Source organism: Bacillus sp. EAC, assembly GCF_002156875.1.
Taxonomy (GTDB): Bacteria; Bacillota; Bacilli; order Bacillales; family Bacillaceae_G; genus Gottfriedia.
In genome coordinates this window covers 71,750-89,728 of record NZ_NCSY01000007.1, presented here as the reverse complement: position 1 = coordinate 89,728, position 17,979 = coordinate 71,750, and the positions used below count along the sequence as shown (strand labels likewise).

Below are 17,979 nucleotides of genomic sequence, written 5' to 3'. Positions count from 1 at the left end.
CCTGAAAAAAGGAGTACTCACATGGCAAATTACACACTTGAACATAAAAAATCATTCACATTGACCGCTTATGGTTTTTCAATCCAGTCGAATTTCCAAGACATGAAAGCTATGCAAAAAGAAAAAGCTGAGTTTTGGGGCGGACTTAGGGCTGACGGGCGTTTTGATAAACTCAAAGACGCAGCAACAAACGATCGTGAATGGTCAGTCAATGAAGTTTATCAAGGCAAACCGTGGAATTATTTTGCGGTAGAAGCTGGCAAATCAGTGACTGATGTAACTCGTATCATCGAGTTTCCAGAGAGCGAGTACATCGTGGTCGCAGGTAATGGTGATAAGGAAACATTGTTTGATCAGCTAACTTATCGTGCTTTTGGCGAAGTATTGTCCAAAATTACTGACTATGCTTACGTTGGTGGTCCAAATGCAACTTATCGTAAAGATAACGGTGACGGCACTTTCTACGGCGAATTTTGGGTACCTGTGGTTAAAAAATAATAAAAAAAGTTATGTAAAAATGAATTTCTTTTGTTGTTCTCAAAGCCTCGATTTTTCGGGGCTCTTTTTAGTTTATTCGATATTGTCTATCTGAAAGGTAAGCATTAACCAAACAGAAGCTTTTCGATCATAACTGCGGTTTAATTGTAAATTCCTTCTAATAAATAGTAAAACAAACTAATTTGTGAAGTTTTTTTCTTAACCTATTCTGCCATTTAGTGCGAGAAAAAATCGACTATACAGCCGATCAAGTTGTTCAACTAAAGCACTCGATATCTCTAATTTCCTGATATCTATATACTACTTTGCTACAAAATATCCTCTCCATAAAAAAAAGCGGGTTGCCCCGCCTTATTAAATACCGTATTGTTAATTATAAATTTTTAATTTTTAGAAACTCAGTAATTGATAAATCTATTAGTTTCACACTAGACAAAGGTATTTCTTTTGAACTAATGATTCTTGAACTTCCTGTACGTTCACCATCTAATTTGTAATCAGGAACTTTTTCACTTAAAGCTTTTGATAACTGCTGATCATCTTCGGCTAAAACTATTTCGCGTAAACCACTTTTACCTGGAGCAGCGTAAAAGACATCAAATGCTTTCATTTTAACATTCCTTTCTAGAGTTCTAATAACTTGCTGATAATGCTTTAACTACGTTAGAAAAAAAAGTCACATCTGTGACTCCTGCCAAATGTCCAAAATTCTTACCCCAATGAAGGTTAATATTAACCATTTTATTCACTCCTCTCACTATTGAACATTATGAACAACCAATCAAATAAAGTAACACTGTAACCTAATAAAGATACAGGCATTTTTATGTATAATTGAATTGTTAACGTTATGATTAAAAATGTTTAAACCGTGTGCCCATTAAAAATTTACTAATTAAATGGTTTTTACATATTTAGTCTTGATGGCCATTCATATAATACTATGGACAATTATTATGCTTAGTGGATACCTTATATTTCCAATTATTTAATAGCTATTTATTAGAAAAAATAACACAAAATAGTTGTATTCAATTACTAAACTAACGGAGCTGACATATATCTGTGAAAAAAACTTTTTTTATTATATTCTTATCCCTTTCATTATTTTGCGATACAGAAAATACTTACGCTACACCAGTCGAACCAGTTCCCTCACCAATTAGCTTTCAAATAGAAATTCAGAATTGGGAAGCTGTCAACAAATTACTTCCAAAATACTCGAAGTTCACTGTAGTCGATGTGGAAAGTGGCAAGAGCTTTGATGTACAACGAAGAGCTGGTAGTAGGCATGCAGATGTTCAGCCATTAACAAGAGAAGATACAAAGATAATGAAGGAAATATACGATGGGAACTGGAGTTGGCGAAGAAGGGCTGTATTAATTTTAGCTCAAGACAGCCTAATCCCTGCGTCCATGCACGGAATGCCACATGGTGCAGGTTCTCTTCAAAACGGTTTCCGTGGTCACTTTTGCATTCATTTTTTGGGAAGTACTACACATCGGACAGGAAAATCAGATATAAATCATCATGTGATGATCCTTAAAGCTGCTGGGAGGATTGATGAATATATGAATAACCTTTCACCTTCCCAACTGTTAAATGTATTATTCGTTACCATTAAAAACGGAGATAAAGGCTTAGCTAAAAATATTGCCATAAGTAATCAAAAAAATATTAAAAAAGAGCTAAAGAAAATAGAAAAAATAGAAGCAATACAGTGGGCTTTACTTCAAACAAAGGAAACAGAGCCATACTCCATTGCAACTGAAATTCCAGTAAAGGTGAATCTCTTCATAAGAGATATAGGTCTGATTAGAACCAAACTTTCTTTTACTTTGGTGAGAACGTCACCTCTTTCTCCATGGAAAGTGAATATCGATCCTTTACTTTCAAGCATTAACTAGTTGTCAAATTACAGGAGTGGAGATTTACACGATGGTCATAATAACTATAGTTCGATGGTAGATTTGTAAGTGCTTTATACTTAAGAATTCCATCTACATATTCTTCTTCTAATTCAATTTCAAACTTTGCTAGTTCTGGAAATTTTTTAACTATCCTTAGAACTGAAGATACATGTCCTTTGAGTGAAAAATCTGAGAAAAAGAAGTAATTATTTTTATCTTGTTTTCTGTGTTTGATTAATACTTTTTCTATATACTCAAAAATAATTTCCGTTTTGTCATGCTTATTTAATGTATAATCAAAATTTTGATATAGTCTCAAAATATAAGGTTCACCTTTTGAATATATTTTGCAATAATTATTAGATTATAAGTTCTTAACATACTTTTAAAAACCTCTTTTTTTAATGAAAATGGATTATCTTATGCAACTATGCTTCCAAATATATAAATAAAAAAGCAGCCAATGGCTGCTTTTGATGTTTCACTAATGCATGCGTAGTTGAACAAGGAATATAACAATGTAATATTAAAACAGTTTCCAATGCCCTTCAGATACAACTTCGACAACTCCATCGACCACTTTGATGGCGGTTTGATCGTCAATCGCATACGCCGGAACCTGCATCCCGGCTGCCCATTTCTCTGCGGCAGCCATGGTGTTTTCTGGCAGCATCTCGTGATCCAGGTGTGGAAACATTGCAAAATCGACCAGGCTTAGCGTATCATCACCACCTTTGGGTGGAGTCCAATCAACGAAGAATTCTCCAATGTTAGGTGCCATCACCATGCTCCCGGCGCTCAGACCCACATAGACTGCTCCCATTGACGGCAATAGGTCTGCCAGCCCGGACTGCCGCATCCAGTAACATAGATACAAGGGGTCACCGCCATTCACTAATAGAACGTCAGTCTCCTTGACCATAGGGACCCAAAGCTCTTTATCGATGCTTGTTAGCGCGGTGAGTTCCAGTACCCCCATGGACTTCCAACCTAGCTCACACATCGGTGTGGTTGCTTGTCCGCTGAAGAATTGCCATGCGTGGCTAGCACCACCAGGTATGGCGTATATCCCGGTGGGAATGCAGAGGGCGCTTGCCTCCTCAATCGGTTTGCCCAACATGCCAACTAACGCGTCATGTATGCTCTTGTTCTTGATGCCTGCAGATGTGAGAAGAAAATTCATAACTCAACTCCTTGTCGTTGTGTGGTATTGAAAATGTTTTTCATATTTCCAGAGAGTGGCAACTCTTGAAGTTGAATTAGATTAATTAGTATAAAAAATCTTTTAATTAAAAGCTCTTGATGAAATATGTAGTTTTAAACACGTTTAGGACGTAAAAACTCGGACTTGTTAATATATGGTGATAAATCAAGATTGGGATATTCAGCTTGGATTAATAGATAAATATCTTGAATTATTAATTCTAATTCTTTTAATCCAGCTTCTGGATCACCAGTAAAAATAAGCTCAAGTCGTTCTAATGCATTTTCAGGTATATTCTCCATAGTCTCTAATGAATTTTTTTGCCATTTGAACCCAGGGTGAATGACATATTGTCGGTTTAGTCCAAATAACAAGGCCATTATATTAGTTTGAACTGAGTCTACTACTTTATAAAACATCAACCAGTCTTTACGACTAAGCAACGCTTCTCTATTATTCCATCGATTACCAAAATCAATATGCTCTAAGATCATTGCCTCACTTAATGACTTCGGATACTCACTAACTTTCTCTTTAAGTGTAGCAATCATAAGCTCCCCATAAAGCGGTACACCAAAATGGACAGATGCGATAAGACATTGCAAATCAAAGCTTGTCTCAAAGTTTAATGTAACTTCTTCGATTGCTCTTTCAATCGTTTTTGTTAAAAAACTGCTAATCTCAAGTTTTACATTATTAGTAATATAAGTCTCTGCCCATTCTTCATCTTCAAAATCATGAAAATCAATAATTCTTCCGTTGAGTATTTGAATAGGTATTTTCCTATCTTCGTCAGTTGGTTCTTCTTTCCAAAAAATTAATAGTTCTATATCAGAAAATTCATCTTCCCAATTTCGTGAAACTGATCCAGCAAGTAAAACAGCTTCAACTTTTGGATTTTTCTTATAAATAATTGAAATTACTGATGCCAAATTTTTTAAATTCACATTCTTCTCCCTTATTAACTATTCAAAAAGGCTTGTTAGATCAGCACTTCTTGTTATTTAACCTAATTAATATTATTCGGCACAATTTAGTGAATCCCTTGTTCAAATAAGTTGCCCTTTTAGTGCAATAAAAAGGACCGCCGAAGCAGCCGATCGTTGTACAATCAATTATATATTTAATCCTTTTTTTATAACTTCCCCACCAACCAGGTGCACTGGTGTATTGGCCTGTCCGTGAGCGATTGTAAATTACTAACGTTGGCGTTTATTTTCTTCGCTTTGACGGACGATCTCGTCAACGACGTGCTCGATTGGTGCGGTGGCGTCGATTATAATTCCGTTTTTCGGAATGTCTTCTTTCGTTTGGTGCAATCGCAGAATGAGCTCGCGTTCCCATTTCTTTCCGCCCCACTCATTATCCGGTCGCTCGTCAAGCCGCCGGTTCAATGTGTCGAGGTCGACCTCGAGGACAATCACACCGTCAAATAAATCTATAAATTTCGCAAAGTTTCTAGAACCACCGCAGAAAAAGGTTACCGTCCTATCCTTGTTTGCGACCAAAGCTTTTACTTTATCTACATGCCAAATGTGATTTTCGTGCGTGCCGCCATCCGTTGGTGTACCAGTTTCCGGATCGCCTTGATAAGCCAATTCACGGTCACCATGAATGGCATGATAGCCGCGCCGCTGCAATTCATTGCAGACCGTTGTTTTGCCGGTGCAGGAAACGCCTTCAATCAGATAATTCCTAATGCCCATGGCTAGACCCCCAGTCAAATAGATTCGCATCGTAAGGTATACCTATCAAAGTTTTTCTTTGTAATGTAACATCTGTTGGTTCAAAAAATTCGTGGCAAAATGGGTACGTTTCAAATTCAACACTAATGTTACAATCCTTGATCATTTTATTTGGACACTGATTACATTTCATCTTTGTACCTCCCTTTTTAAAAAATTTTGCTATATTAATTTCGAACGAACAACACATATATTTACATAAAGTGAAGAAACATTACTTCTTTTCCAATTAATAAAATTAGATACATTTCTATGCCTTCATACCCTTATTTAATTATTTTAATAAATAATATTCCCTACAGAATCATTAATTTCCTTGTTTAATCATCCTGCCAATTAGTACAACCAAAAAAAGCTACCATTGACAACTCTTATAATTAGCGATACCTCATGTACTTCGTTATCAATTGTCGTTAAGCGTATATGAACACGGACATACAACCATAATGTCATTTTCACACCTTCTATAATCTACTTGCTAAGCAACTAACGAGCTAGTTAGTTGAAGAAGAGATCCTATTCAATTCTTAATTGTATTTTGTAGTAATGATTTACTTTTTTCTGCCCCCCCATAAGTATAATCTCTTACCACTTCAATATATCTGAATGCTAATATCACCTTAGTACATACTAATTACTGGTAATTAGTATGATTGAATGACTAGAGGTGAAAGAGAGTGAACCACTATGATCCGGCTAATTTTTCAAAAAGTCTTCATAATAACATTGAAACAATTAAGGAACAATTGAGCAATACAACGGAATTAGTTGTGCGGACGATTCGAATAGGAGAAAGCAAGTATAAGGTAGCACTCTGCTATCTTGATGATCTCGTTAACGCAGATGTGATTCGCGATTTTATCATTTCTCCATTGTTTTTATTTCGGGGCATTCAAAAAAACGATACGGAACCGTTTATCGACCAATTAGCCTCTGATTATATTCGAGCCTCTTCTGTTGAAATAGTCTCCTCATTCGATGATGCACTCGATGGGATTGTTCGAGGGCGAACACTAATCTTAGTCGATGGATATAACAGTGGAATTATTGCAGAAACGACCCAGTGGCAACAACGTTCAGTTGAACAAAGTAACAGGCAAAGATCACCTGATGGTCCAATGATTGGATTGACTGAGCAATTAAAAGTCAACTTAAATCTAATTCGAAGTTTTATTCAATCACCGAACTTAGTTGTGGAAACGAAACAAATCGGGCGCTTTGCGAAAACGGACCTTTCAATTATTTACTTAAAACATAAAGTGGATCAACAAGCTTTAGAAGAAGTACGAACCCGTATAGATACACTCGATGTAGAATACGCTTTGATAGCCAGATTGGTCGAAGATGCTTTGGAAGGACGAAAGAAAAGCATCTTTCCACTAGTTTTCAAAACAGAGATGCCAGACATTGTGTCTGCTGCTTTATACGAAGGACGAATTGCCGTTTTAGTGAATGGTACACCAAACGCTTCAATTGTACCTTCATTATTCGTTCAGTATATGGCGCAACCCACTGAATACTATTCGAAAATTGGAAGGCTTTCTAATCGATTGATAATATTCTTTTCTTACTTAGTAACAATTTTCTTGCCTGGAATATATGTTGCATTAGCTAAATTTCATAGTGATTGGTTTCCAGCTAAATTTGCAAAGAAATATTTTTCTGCATCAGATACAATACTTCCTTTCTTATTAGAAATCATGCTACTACTAATCATTTTATACATATTGAGTTTAGCCGCCTTTCGGGTTCAATCCGATTTAATTATTGTTGCTTCTTTGGTAGGAACTTTGGTAATTAGCACAACTGCAGTAGATGCCAAACTAGTCCATTCCCTTAGCCTTATTATTGTAGGGGTTGCTTATCTTACAAGCTTACTTTTTCAAACAGGAGGTATGATAAGTGCAGCTTTTTTTTTACGTTATTCATTTTTGTTTATCGGGAATTTTTTAGGTTTAACAGCGATCGGCGTTGGACTCATCATGTTGATTATTTATATGGCTCGGTTACGATCAGTGGGTGTTCCGTACTTAGCACCAATTATTCCGTTTCGACCGCAAGAGTTCAAAGATGTATTATATCGTGGAAATTTAAAGAAACTGATAAACAGTGAACACAAATATCCACATGACGATAAAGAGTAATACTTAGTAGCCTATTTAATATTGCTTATAATAAAGGATCTTCTATTTTAGAAGATCTTTTTAAACGTTTATAGATCTACAGTTTTTCTACTCGAAATTTAGTATTTTGTTTTGATGATAAAAGTAAAAAGTAACCAACCATCGATAAATTTAACTTTTACTTTATCTTCATGATCAATTTCAACTTAATTTCTCTTCCCTTAAATACATGTACCTATTACACTATACTGCCATTTACTTTAATAAAAAAAGCCGCAATAGCGACTCGTAATCTTGTTTAACTAACTCATGCGTTAGTTAAATTGCACTCCCTTTATTTTTTCCTTTTCAAATCTTTTCTTTAAATAATCAGACACAAAAATATGAGTTGGACAATCAGCATTCCTAACTAAATTAAATTGCCCTAAATCATCTGTATTATAGACTATTTTCTTAAAATAAAGTATTGGGTTTCTCCCCTTAATAGCTGTATATTCTGAGGCCTCTTTGTTTACTATTTGAACAGTATTTACAATATTAATTAAGTAATAATTCGAGATTCTTTTTTCTCCTATAAAAACATTTGCATCGAAAACTTGAATATCTTGACTACAAACTTCCCGTAATATTTCTAAAACTCTATTTGACACGACTATTAATTGACCACTATTAGGCAGTATGTCTGATAAATTTTCTTCAGAACATCTAAATACGATTTTTGGAGAAATGACTTTAACCTTAATTACTTTACCTTCTCTAAAAACAAATCTGTCCGTTCCAGAACCATTAATGTATTCACCTATACTTTTATTTGTGTATTTATCAGGAATGGACCAAATCCAAATCACAAAATCACCTTCAATAATTAGATTTCCTTAAAAACCTCATTTTTTCTTATTTAATCTTTTTTTTATTAAAATCCTATATTCGTTCGCAATACATTAAGTTCATTGTTCAACTAATCTGCAATATCGTTTAATAAGAAATATACTTTTTTGGCAAATTAAAACCACTAATCCTTTTGTATTTATGCATTGCGGTCAACTAAATTGTTACTAGAATATTACATGCCTTAAAGGACATTTTTTCTAGTTAAGAAATTTTATAAACAATTAAGAACTTTTTAATCACTCTACAACTAATGTTGTTGGATAAAAAAAGTTCTTTACTGAATTAGTGAAAAAATTTAATAAATTAGCAATTAAATTATCAGACAATGTAAGATACGCTATTATAGATAGAAAATTCAGAAAATATCTCTTGGAAAATTTTCATTTACTTTCAACTGTTGAACGTAAAGATCTTCTTAAAATTTTACCAGTACTGTTCTTTGGAAGTTCAGTTAATATTTCAATTTCTCTTGGCTGCTTGTACTTTGCTAATCTTTCTTGCGCAAATAACAAAATCTCTTCTACAGAAACATTTGGATCGATACATACGACAAACGCCTTCACACTTTCTCCAAAATTACTATCAGGAATTCCAACTACAGCTGCTTCTACAACTGCATGATGTTGGTATAATACCTCTTCTACTTCTCTTGGATAAACATTATAGCCACCTACAATGATTAAATCTTTTATACGGTCAATTATATAAAAATAGCCATCTTCATCCATCTTTGCTAAGTCCCCTGTATAAAACCAACCATCTTTTATTGAAGTAAATGTTGCTTCCGGCATTTCTAAATAGCCAAGCATAACATTCGGTCCTTTAACAACTAATTCTCCAATTTCACCAATCGGTACTTCTATACCATTTGGATCTACAACTTTATTAGTGACATTTGGTATATTTACGCCTATTGAACCAGGTTTTCTAATACCATTTAAAGGACTAAATACAGTTACAGGTGCAGTTTCAGATAAACCATATCCTTCTAAAATATCAACTTTATATTTTTCTTGGAATCGATTAAGTAGTTCAACTGGTATTGAGGCACCACCTGAGAAACATGCCCTAATAGATGAAAAATCTTCCGCTGTAGCATTAGGTAGTTGCATCATAAAACTATACATTGTAGGAACACCTGCAAACAAGGTAGCTTTTTCTCTTACAATGGTTTTAACTACTTCTGTAGGATCAAATTTAGGCATTATTAAAATGTGAGCTCCATTTTTAATCGGTGTATTGATACATACTGTCATACAAAATACATGGAACATTGGTAACGTGGCAATAATTCGATCATCTTTAGTAAATCCAAAAAATTCTCCAAATGATTCAGCATTCGAAGTCATATTTCGATGAGAAAGCATTGCACCTTTTGGATTTCCTGTTGTTCCTGAAGTATATAAAACAACAGCAAGATCATTCTCACCGATAGGAGGTGCAACAAACTCATTATTAGAACTTTGAATTAACTGATCCCAGCTATTATAAGCATTAAATGAATCAGTGTAGAAAGTCATTTGTAAATTTTCTAGCTTATTTACTAACGATGACAATAATTGACTTAATCCACTGTTTGCAATAACTGCCTTAGCTTTACTATTCGATAAAATGTAAGTAATTTCACGAGAAGTAAAAATCGGATTAATCGGCACGACTGATGCACCTGTGCGTAGAATTCCATAATATGCAATCACAAATTCAGGACAATTTCCAAGTACTAATGCTACTCGATCCCCTTTTCCAATACCATTCTCATATAATCCTGAGGCAACTTTATCAACCATTGCTTCTAATTCTTGATAAGTTACACTACAATCTAAAAATGTATAAACAAAACGATCAGGATACTTTTCTGCACTATTTTTTAAAATTCCACTTAAATTGAAACTCATAATTCCTCTCCTATTGATCTAAGAATAAATGATTAGATTCAGTTTTTTTTAAAGTCAAAGGAAACTCTGAATGAACAAAAAACACAACTTCTCCTCAATTAAAAAGAAGCATTAAAGCATTTAAAAAGTTTCTTAAAATATGCTCGTTATAATACTGTTTTTAAATTAGTTCCTTCCATATAAATAGGAAGGGTTAAATTAATTAAGTATTAAAGCTTTGTTCAATCATTCATGATCACCATTAAATTAACACTAACTTTGTGGACAAAAACCATGTTTATTAAGAAATTCTAATTGAATTGAAATATTCACTTCGAAACAATCACCGGTATAGGGCTCAAAATGTGTGCAATCTAGCATGTGAAACTCAACATCTTTGATTTTAGTCGCAGCGCGTTTGGTAGTAGCTGCTGGTGTTACAGTGTCCTTGCTGCCTGCAATTACTAATGAAGGCACTTGGATCCTATGAACACTGTGAGAAGGGCTATACATCGGAATTTTAAGAAATGTCCTAGCCAATACTTTATTTTCCCATTGAGCGTCCGGAGTTACAAATTGCATATAACCTTCCCAGCTTCCTTCAGAGTTCATAGCAGCAAATGTCCCAGGCTTCCCGATTACAGGACTGTAATAATGACTTTTAAACAATGAGTTGCCTAGAATGTCACGCAAAGCCGCTCCTATTGCTGTTAGAAGATTGATAGGTTTCATAGCTAACATGGTAGGAATCCCACTCACATGTGGAACTTGTGCAATTACTGCAGCAATTGAAGGTTGTTTTCCTGCAATTGTTAGAACATGTCCACCAGAAAGTGAGCTCCCCCACAAGATTACACGATTAGCATCTACCTCAGGCAACGTTTTAACATACTTAAGTGCCTCGTAATAATCCTCTTGGTGGCGCTTTGGATCTACCCAATGACGAGGTTCTCCTTCGCTATCTCCAAAATTCCGATAATCAAAGAAGAAGGCAGCCACACCGGCTTCTGCAAACCTTTCTGCAAAGGCATCTAAACGGAATTTACGAATTCCTGCAAACCCATGAGCCATTATTATGACCGCAGGATTGTTTACACCAATGGGTAAGTAAAGCGTTCCTGCGCATTGCAATCCCCTACTAAGAAACTTGTAATAAATGGCTTTAAATTTATATGGTGCATTTACAGTATTCAAATTTATTACTCCTCTCTTATTTTTAAACTTAGATATTATCCTCTAATTAGTAACTTAAAATCTTTCCTAGCCATATGAAACTCATTCCATAAACTTCAATATCACTATTTTTTTTATATTTTTACTAAATTTTTAAAAAGTTTTATTACTAGACTGATTGGAAACAATTTTATTTGATTCAGGTCTTACACCAAACCAAAACAGGATCCCAATGATAAGTATCAACAAGGCGGTTATTTGAAACCCATGATTAAATCCAACTACTTGGGATGATGATTTTTGGATTATAGCCCCAAAAACCAATGGTGCGATAATACTAGCTATAGTCGACAACGAAGTAAAAACCCCCTGCGCTTTTCCGATATTTTTATCAGAAACAGTCTCAAATAAAATAACTGGTAATAGTACAAGAGAAACTGTACATAAACCCGGAGAAATAGATAATAAGATCATTGCTAATAAGCTTGATTTAACAATTGTTGCTAAAAATAAACCAATTGCTGATAAAAACATTAAAATACTAACATAAGCGATACGTGATTTTCGTATGTTTTTCGTTTTGCGATATGACCGATCTGAAAGGGAAGCAATGATAAATTGTAAAACAGCTGTGATAAGAAATGGTAATGAAACAGCTAATTTTAATCTACTACCCTCGAAATGTTTTACATTTTCATAAAAGTTAGGAAACCAAATTAAATTTAAAGCTATTAACCAATATGATGCCATTCCAGTTAATATAATAAGGATAAAATTCTTAGTAGCTATAATTTTGAAAAATTGACGCCAACCAATAGATGGCGTATTTTTTGATTGTGTTTCAGATTGAGAAGGAGATGCGAGTCCTAATTCTTTTGGACTTTCTTTAGCAAATATGACCCAAATTACAAGAAGTACAAAACCTAGTATTCCCGTTGCCAAAAATGCACTTCTCCAACCATGAGTTTTCATTAATGACAATAAAATCGGAGATCCAATTGCAGGTCCAAGAAGCGTTCCTAAAAAGATGAATGCAAAACCAATTGCATATTTCTCTTTTGGTAACCATTTTCCAATAACCGCGGCAGCAACAGCACTTGCAGGACCTTCCCCCGCTCCTAATACAATTCTTGTAAAAATCAAAGAAGGTAGTCCAATAATGACTAATGTTAAAAATTGTACTGAAGCCCAAATAATACTTAGCCAGATTATTAACTTTTTAGAGCTGTGAGTATCCGCCATACCACCAACTACAATCGCTGATATTGCATATAGCCAATAAAAAGAGCTTCCTACAAGCCCCCACTCAGTTGGATTTAGGTGTAACTCTTTCATAATTGGTACTGATGCGATCCCTATTACAGCTTTATCTAAATTATTTATAAATGCTAAAAAGAATAGAAATAACATCATAATCCAAGCATATCTAGATGTTTTCATATTGGTCTGGTTTAGTAGTTCATAATTTTTTTTTTTGCTCATGACTGATCAACTCCTTTGAGTTAAGAAGATTATTTTACTTACAGACAAATATAATACTTTCATTCCAAAAGAACAGGAACGTTTTCAAAACGTTCCTATGTCTTTTTAAAAAGCCTTTTTATGCATTTATTCTTGGTTTAAACCCTTCTCTTATAAACTCAATTGAAGGAGAAATTGGTCTAGCATTCGGTAAATTTAACCATAATCTCAATAAATGTCTCCAAAGCTTTGGTTCTGTATAATCTACATATTCTGTACGTGAATGAAGAATAGTAAAGTTGTTAATTAATTGAATATCACCTGGCTCAAGATCCATATCTAGTCTCATATCTTCTCGCACTAAAAGTGAATCTAATATATCCAGTGCCTCAATTTCAATTTTTGATAAAAGCTTGTTTGTTTTTAATTGCGCGCTTTCAATATAACCACGAACATATAAAGAGCTAACAAATCCTTCATGACTACTAAAAATCGGTGATGTACGAACAGGAGACTCACCAGGGTTTTCCTCACCACGTTTATCAAAGTAAAAATCATTACATAAAACGCCTAAATATTCTGGGTATTTTTCTAGCATTTCATTGTAGACAGCCATTGAACTTACAATTGTACTATGTCCGCCCGATTTTGCTTTATTTAAACAAAGTAATCCTACTACATCACTTAAGTCTGTATGAAATGGTAAATGAGAATTTGTTTGGTATCCTCTAACATTTGCATTATCAATATTTAAACCTTGGCTTTTTACATGTCCTAATAAATGCCCTTCAGAATTTTGTGTAATAGGTGTTCCCATATGTAGACCTAAACCATAAAAGATAACGCTAGACTCTTCTTCTGAATATTTATCAACCGGAAGGCCTTTAATAAGCAAAAATCCTCTTCCACCTTCTATCTCATTAGCAAATTTTTCGATTGTTGCTGAAAAATTCGGTAAAGGGAAATCTTCAATTGTAAATTCACAATTTGTGTCAGTTAATGAAAGCCCTTTCATTCGAACGTTTCCTAAGGCATCCTCAATCTCTTGAATATCCTCCAACGTCAAACGATAAATCCATGAATCATCATTTTTGATTACACTGCCTTTCCAAGCACTAGGGTGGTTAATCTTTTCAGTACGGATTGATTTCATTAGTAAATTCCCCTCTCAATATGATTCATTATCACTTTTTATTACTTAAAGATTGTCCGAAACAAAATATTGAATTTTTTGAATCTTAAGTAATTAACTTAATAATATGATAGATCAAGAAATAAATAAAATTAAAAAAAATGATAAACAATTAAGTTTTATTAATACCTTAAATAAAAAAAGACAAAACCCTTAAAACTAGAATTTTGTCTACTAAAAAGCTATTTCATCCTATTCCCTAATTATTTATAAATCTGATCAATCTCAGATTTTACTAATTTCATGAAATCTTTTTCACAACTATTAGTATGTTTTTTGTGAGATTTTGTCCAACCCAAAGATACATCAACAGGCCCAAAATCTTTTAAATCAATTGAAACAATATTGCCATTTAATAAATTTGGATTGTTTTTAAAAGCAAAATCTGGTGAAAAAGTGATTGCGATATTTTGATTGACTGCTTCTGCTATGAAGTGTGAATCATTTGCAGTGAATAATAAATGGATGTCTTTAAATTGGTTGAAATATTTGCCAATGAATTCCCTTAAAATTAATGAATCATATAGAACAAGGTGCTGATTAAATACATCTTCAGGCGTGATTGTTTCATAATATGCCAAAGGAGAATTCTTACTTACGAATAATTTCAACTTACCTTCTACTAATACATCAAACTCTAGATTTTCAATGGTATTTATAAGTCTACTTTCTATTGCAATAAGACCAATATCAATCATATTTTGTTGAATAAGATCAAGTATATCCTTTGTATCTTCTTGTGATATAGCTAATTCAATATTAGGAAAGATTTCTTTAAAGATAGATACAGGTTTTAACATTAATTCCATAAAACCACCAATTGAGGCTACTTTTAGCTTTCCTTTTCCTAAAAAAGTATTCCTTCTTGATTTATCCTTTAATTCTTGAAGTTTTGATAACACTTCAAATGCAAGTTTAATAATTTGCTTTCCTTCATGAGTGGGCACTGGACCTTGTCCGCGATGACGGTCAAAAATCTTAAAACCTAATTCACTCTCAATATTTGTAATAGCTTGACTAATACCAGATTGAGTTACATTTAGATTTTGAGATGCGATTGAAATTGAACCAGTTTTTGCTACTTCTACTATATATTCTAAATGTACTGGATTCATATATTCCCCTCTTCCCATTTATTTACAACTACTATTATTTTACTAACTTATAGATTAATTGTATCAAAATAAATTGAATTAGTGTTTTTATAATTTTAATAAGTAGACTTCTATTAGATCAATAAATACTTTCATTGATTTTGTTTGAAGCGAACTGATCCTGTAATAACTGAAAAATTTCTTTTTATCGGAGTTCCTTCAACATTAAGAAATAGAATAGTATCAAGTAGCCTTTCTTTTTTTACAGTAAGTTCTGATAGTTAAGTTATTTCTAGCCCTGCTTCAACTTCTTCTTTTATATGCTGAGTTCTGCCGAACTCCATTAAATTTGTAGGACGAATTTTCAAAATTTGAAATAATTTTTCTGTAACTTCTCTTGTTCCTGATCCACTTTCACGTACGATCCAAGTTGCTTGTTCAAATTGTTCATTTGTAATTTTTTTAAATGTTGCTAATTTACCATTTGATCCAGCAGCAAGATACTTCTCGTCCGTAGAAACAGTTTTTAAATATAAGTTATGATGAAAAACTTCCCCTTCCACAATTCCAACATCAATTTGTTGATTTAACACCGCTTGGGCTATGTCAATTGTGTTTCCAATTTGTACTGATGGAATAACATCAGGATATTTATTCTTTAGATTTGCTAAGACATGTTGAAGTACATATTCTCCAAATGTATAACTCGCGCCAATTTTTAAAAGTCCATTTGGCTTGCCCATTAAGTCATCCACTAATGTAAACATTCGCTTATATAATCCCGTAATTTCTTTAGCGTGTAGATAGACAATTTCTCCAGCCTTAGTTAGTTGAACATATTTATTTGTTCTTATAAGTAGTTTTGCACCTAACTTTTCGAGTAATTGAATCTGTTGGCTCACTGATGGTTGAGTCATAAGTAACTCGTCGGCAGCTCTTGAAAAATTTCTTTTTTCTGCAGCAGTAATAAAAACTATTAAAATATGTACTATTTATTACATACCTTCTTATTGTAAAACTCCTAATTATCACATTTAAAAAGGACTACAAAAGTAGTCCATCATTGTTTAACTAACGCATGCGTTAGTTAAATAAGAATTTGAACAGTTCTTTTACCTAGAAAAATTCCATCTGTAACTGTTCTTTTTCGTTTTCCTTTTTCTTCTTTGGCGCTTTTTTCGACTTTTCACTTGCCGTTTTAATCGCTTCTACCTGTATTCCCCTTTTGATTTTCATTATTTCTAACGAATGCTCTACTTTACAGTTAGTACAAGTATAAACTTTATTAGGTATTCGTGATTTAGCAAGTTCAGAACGCTCTTCTTTTGTCATCCCAGCTTCTTTTGAACATTTACCGCATAATTTCTCCATATTGGTCTCACCTTCTATCCTTATTATACGTAACCTTTTCTTAATTTGGCTAGCTCCAATTTCTTCTTAACTAATGCTCTCGTTAGTTGAATAATTTGTATGTATTCATTTAATAAATCCATTAAGATAATGGTACAATTCCTGTAATTCTCGGTACTAGTTATTTTGAAATCATTCGGTGCACTGATATCTTCTATATACCCACTATTATATCATGACGGAGCCCTCTACCATTTAACCATTCAACTAATAAAGATTGAATTCTTAAACTTTCATCATTAGGGATTTCTCTCCATTGATTATCTTTAGAATAGTATCTTTGATTAATATATTTTGTCTCACCGTAGATTAAAACATCGAGATTCGGAACACCTGACATTTCAGCCTCGATTGACACGATCGTACTATTTTCAACAAAATAAATTCTTGCTGACCTACCGTGACTTTTCCAATGAAAACCATCTTTTTCACCGATCACTTTATCTTTTTCTAACAATTTAGTAAAAATATCTTCCATTCTCTTATCCTACCTTATCTCTCAATATAACTCTCTTTAAAAAAGAACTTTCTCTTTCACCTTAACACCCATAAGTAACTTGTACTGTTCTGCCACCAGTTACTTCAATAAAAAAAGCTACATATTAGTAGCTCGTGATCTTCAACTAATCCTCTCGTTAGATCAATTAGGAAACATAACCTTTTGCGCAAGGATGAGACAAGATTCAAAGACTTACGCTTTTTTTGTTCTTAATTAATTTAGCTCCCAGGGATTAATGAACTTATTAATAATAGAATTACAAAAACAGATACTGGAAATAGGCATCCTATGGCAATGGAAACACCTAATAAACTTAATAGCCCTTTAAATTGTGGAATATTGTCATAAGTAACTAACGGTACTCTTCTTATTTTTTGAATTAAGAAAAATACAAGGTCCATCACAATCACAATACATGCACCAATTAAATACATTGTTATTGAATATGGCGGGAAGAAAATCCACATAGTTGCCAATGCACCAGGCCCTGAATTAAAAGCCATGACTCAAAAGTAAATGGAAGCACCGATACTCAAGAACAAATTTGTAGAAATGCGTATTCGTTTTAATCTCTTAAATGAAAATGAATACCGTATACGAATAAATAGATAAACAGGACCAATTAATAAAAAAGGATAAAAATAGTGTAGAAAATAAGAGATAAGTTCCATTTTCACAATACACTCCATAGTTTTTTTATCTTAGCAAAATCTTATTAGCTAGTTAACTACTTTTATTAATCGATTCTACATAGAAATATATTATTCCTTTATATGGATTTAAATTGCCATACAGTTCTAAAAGCAGTATTTTTTTATGGACCTAATAAAAAACCCGCGTTAGCGACTCATGATCATGCTCAACTAACACATGCATTAGTAATTTCGTTTAGAAAGTATATTGT

At 33.4% G+C, this 17,979-nt stretch carries 19 protein-coding genes; 3 read left to right on the top strand and 16 right to left on the bottom strand.

Going from position 1 to position 17,979, the window contains the following annotated elements; genetic code table 11:
• Positions 1 to 21 precede the first annotated feature (21 nt).
• The gene (locus B7R65_RS13520) at positions 22 to 498 is read left to right on the top strand and encodes a GyrI-like domain-containing protein (protein WP_088043322.1); all 477 of its coding nucleotides are present in this window, start codon (positions 22 to 24) and stop codon (positions 496 to 498) included.
• Positions 499 to 871: 373 nt separating this feature from the next.
• Here B7R65_RS13520 and B7R65_RS13515 read toward each other — a convergent pair whose 3' ends face one another.
• Positions 872 to 1,108 (bottom strand): hypothetical protein, encoded by a 237-nt coding sequence (locus tag B7R65_RS13515; protein WP_088043321.1) that lies wholly within the window; start codon positions 1,106 to 1,108, stop codon positions 872 to 874.
• 455 nt (positions 1,109 to 1,563) lie between these two features.
• Here B7R65_RS13515 and B7R65_RS13510 point away from each other — a divergent pair, with 455 nt between their 5' ends.
• Positions 1,564 to 2,406, top strand: coding sequence for a hypothetical protein (locus B7R65_RS13510; protein WP_088043320.1), 843 nt, complete (start codon positions 1,564 to 1,566; stop codon positions 2,404 to 2,406).
• On the opposite strand, the gene B7R65_RS13505 is transcribed toward B7R65_RS13510, so the two are convergent.
• From B7R65_RS13505 to B7R65_RS13485, 5 genes are all read right to left on the bottom strand, one after another.
• Positions 2,399 to 2,728: a hypothetical protein gene (locus B7R65_RS13505; protein WP_088043319.1), complete on the bottom strand. Its 330-nt coding sequence runs from the start codon at positions 2,726 to 2,728 to the stop codon at positions 2,399 to 2,401. The genes B7R65_RS13510 and B7R65_RS13505 overlap by 8 nt on opposite strands.
• 207 nt (positions 2,729 to 2,935) lie before the next feature.
• Positions 2,936 to 3,592, bottom strand: a complete 657-nt coding sequence (locus B7R65_RS13500; protein WP_088043318.1) for a Type 1 glutamine amidotransferase-like domain-containing protein — start codon at positions 3,590 to 3,592, stop codon at positions 2,936 to 2,938.
• 134 nt (positions 3,593 to 3,726) lie between these two features.
• Positions 3,727 to 4,560 carry a DUF4037 domain-containing protein gene (locus tag B7R65_RS13495; RefSeq protein WP_088043317.1) on the bottom strand — a complete coding sequence of 278 codons (834 nt, stop codon included), beginning with the start codon at positions 4,558 to 4,560 and terminating at the stop codon, positions 3,727 to 3,729.
• 252 nt (positions 4,561 to 4,812) lie between these two features.
• A complete protein-coding gene (locus B7R65_RS13490; RefSeq protein WP_088043316.1) occupies positions 4,813 to 5,319 on the bottom strand; it encodes an AAA family ATPase in 507 nt (168 codons plus the stop codon).
• Positions 5,309 to 5,491 (bottom strand): hypothetical protein, encoded by a 183-nt coding sequence (locus B7R65_RS13485; protein ID WP_088043315.1) that lies wholly within the window; start codon positions 5,489 to 5,491, stop codon positions 5,309 to 5,311. The genes B7R65_RS13490 and B7R65_RS13485 overlap by 11 nt, the downstream gene beginning before the upstream one ends.
• A gap of 544 nt (positions 5,492 to 6,035) precedes the next feature.
• On the opposite strand from B7R65_RS13485, the gene B7R65_RS13480 reads away from it, so the two are divergent.
• On the top strand, positions 6,036 to 7,502 hold the full coding sequence (locus B7R65_RS13480) for a spore germination protein (RefSeq protein ID WP_088043314.1): 1,467 nt from the start codon (positions 6,036 to 6,038) through the stop codon (positions 7,500 to 7,502).
• Positions 7,503 to 7,795: 293 nt separating this feature from the next.
• Here B7R65_RS13480 and B7R65_RS13475 read toward each other — a convergent pair whose 3' ends face one another.
• The 10 genes from B7R65_RS13475 to B7R65_RS13430 all read right to left on the bottom strand — a co-directional run bounded on the left by B7R65_RS13475 (position 7,796) and on the right by B7R65_RS13430 (position 17,578).
• Positions 7,796 to 8,329 carry an imm11 family protein gene (locus B7R65_RS13475; protein WP_088043313.1) on the bottom strand — a complete coding sequence of 178 codons (534 nt, stop codon included), beginning with the start codon at positions 8,327 to 8,329 and terminating at the stop codon, positions 7,796 to 7,798.
• A 423-nt stretch (positions 8,330 to 8,752) separates the two neighbouring features.
• Positions 8,753 to 10,267: a long-chain-fatty-acid--CoA ligase gene (locus B7R65_RS13470; RefSeq protein WP_088043312.1), complete on the bottom strand. Its 1,515-nt coding sequence runs from the start codon at positions 10,265 to 10,267 to the stop codon at positions 8,753 to 8,755.
• Between the two features lie 252 nt (positions 10,268 to 10,519).
• A complete protein-coding gene (locus tag B7R65_RS13465) occupies positions 10,520 to 11,440 on the bottom strand; it encodes an alpha/beta hydrolase (RefSeq protein ID WP_218780434.1) in 921 nt (306 codons plus the stop codon).
• 132 nt (positions 11,441 to 11,572) lie between these two features.
• Positions 11,573 to 12,901, bottom strand: a complete 1,329-nt coding sequence (locus B7R65_RS13460; protein ID WP_088043311.1) for an MFS transporter — start codon at positions 12,899 to 12,901, stop codon at positions 11,573 to 11,575.
• A gap of 118 nt (positions 12,902 to 13,019) precedes the next feature.
• Positions 13,020 to 14,033 carry a TauD/TfdA family dioxygenase gene (locus tag B7R65_RS13455; protein WP_088043310.1) on the bottom strand — a complete coding sequence of 338 codons (1,014 nt, stop codon included), beginning with the start codon at positions 14,031 to 14,033 and terminating at the stop codon, positions 13,020 to 13,022.
• Positions 14,034 to 14,275: 242 nt separating this feature from the next.
• On the bottom strand, positions 14,276 to 15,187 hold the full coding sequence (locus B7R65_RS13450; RefSeq protein ID WP_179194876.1) for a LysR family transcriptional regulator: 912 nt from the start codon (positions 15,185 to 15,187) through the stop codon (positions 14,276 to 14,278).
• Positions 15,188 to 15,447: 260 nt separating this feature from the next.
• Positions 15,448 to 16,134, bottom strand: a complete 687-nt coding sequence (locus B7R65_RS13445; RefSeq protein ID WP_373419586.1) for a LysR family transcriptional regulator — start codon at positions 16,132 to 16,134, stop codon at positions 15,448 to 15,450.
• A 148-nt stretch (positions 16,135 to 16,282) separates the two neighbouring features.
• Entirely contained in the window at positions 16,283 to 16,537 is a 255-nt protein-coding gene (locus B7R65_RS13440) for a hypothetical protein (protein WP_088043308.1), read from the bottom strand.
• A 193-nt stretch (positions 16,538 to 16,730) separates the two neighbouring features.
• A complete protein-coding gene (locus tag B7R65_RS13435) occupies positions 16,731 to 17,054 on the bottom strand; it encodes a hypothetical protein (RefSeq protein ID WP_088043307.1) in 324 nt (107 codons plus the stop codon).
• Positions 17,055 to 17,293: 239 nt separating this feature from the next.
• Positions 17,294 to 17,578, bottom strand: coding sequence for a hypothetical protein (locus B7R65_RS13430; RefSeq protein WP_088043306.1), 285 nt, complete (start codon positions 17,576 to 17,578; stop codon positions 17,294 to 17,296).
• Positions 17,579 to 17,979 lie beyond the last annotated feature (401 nt).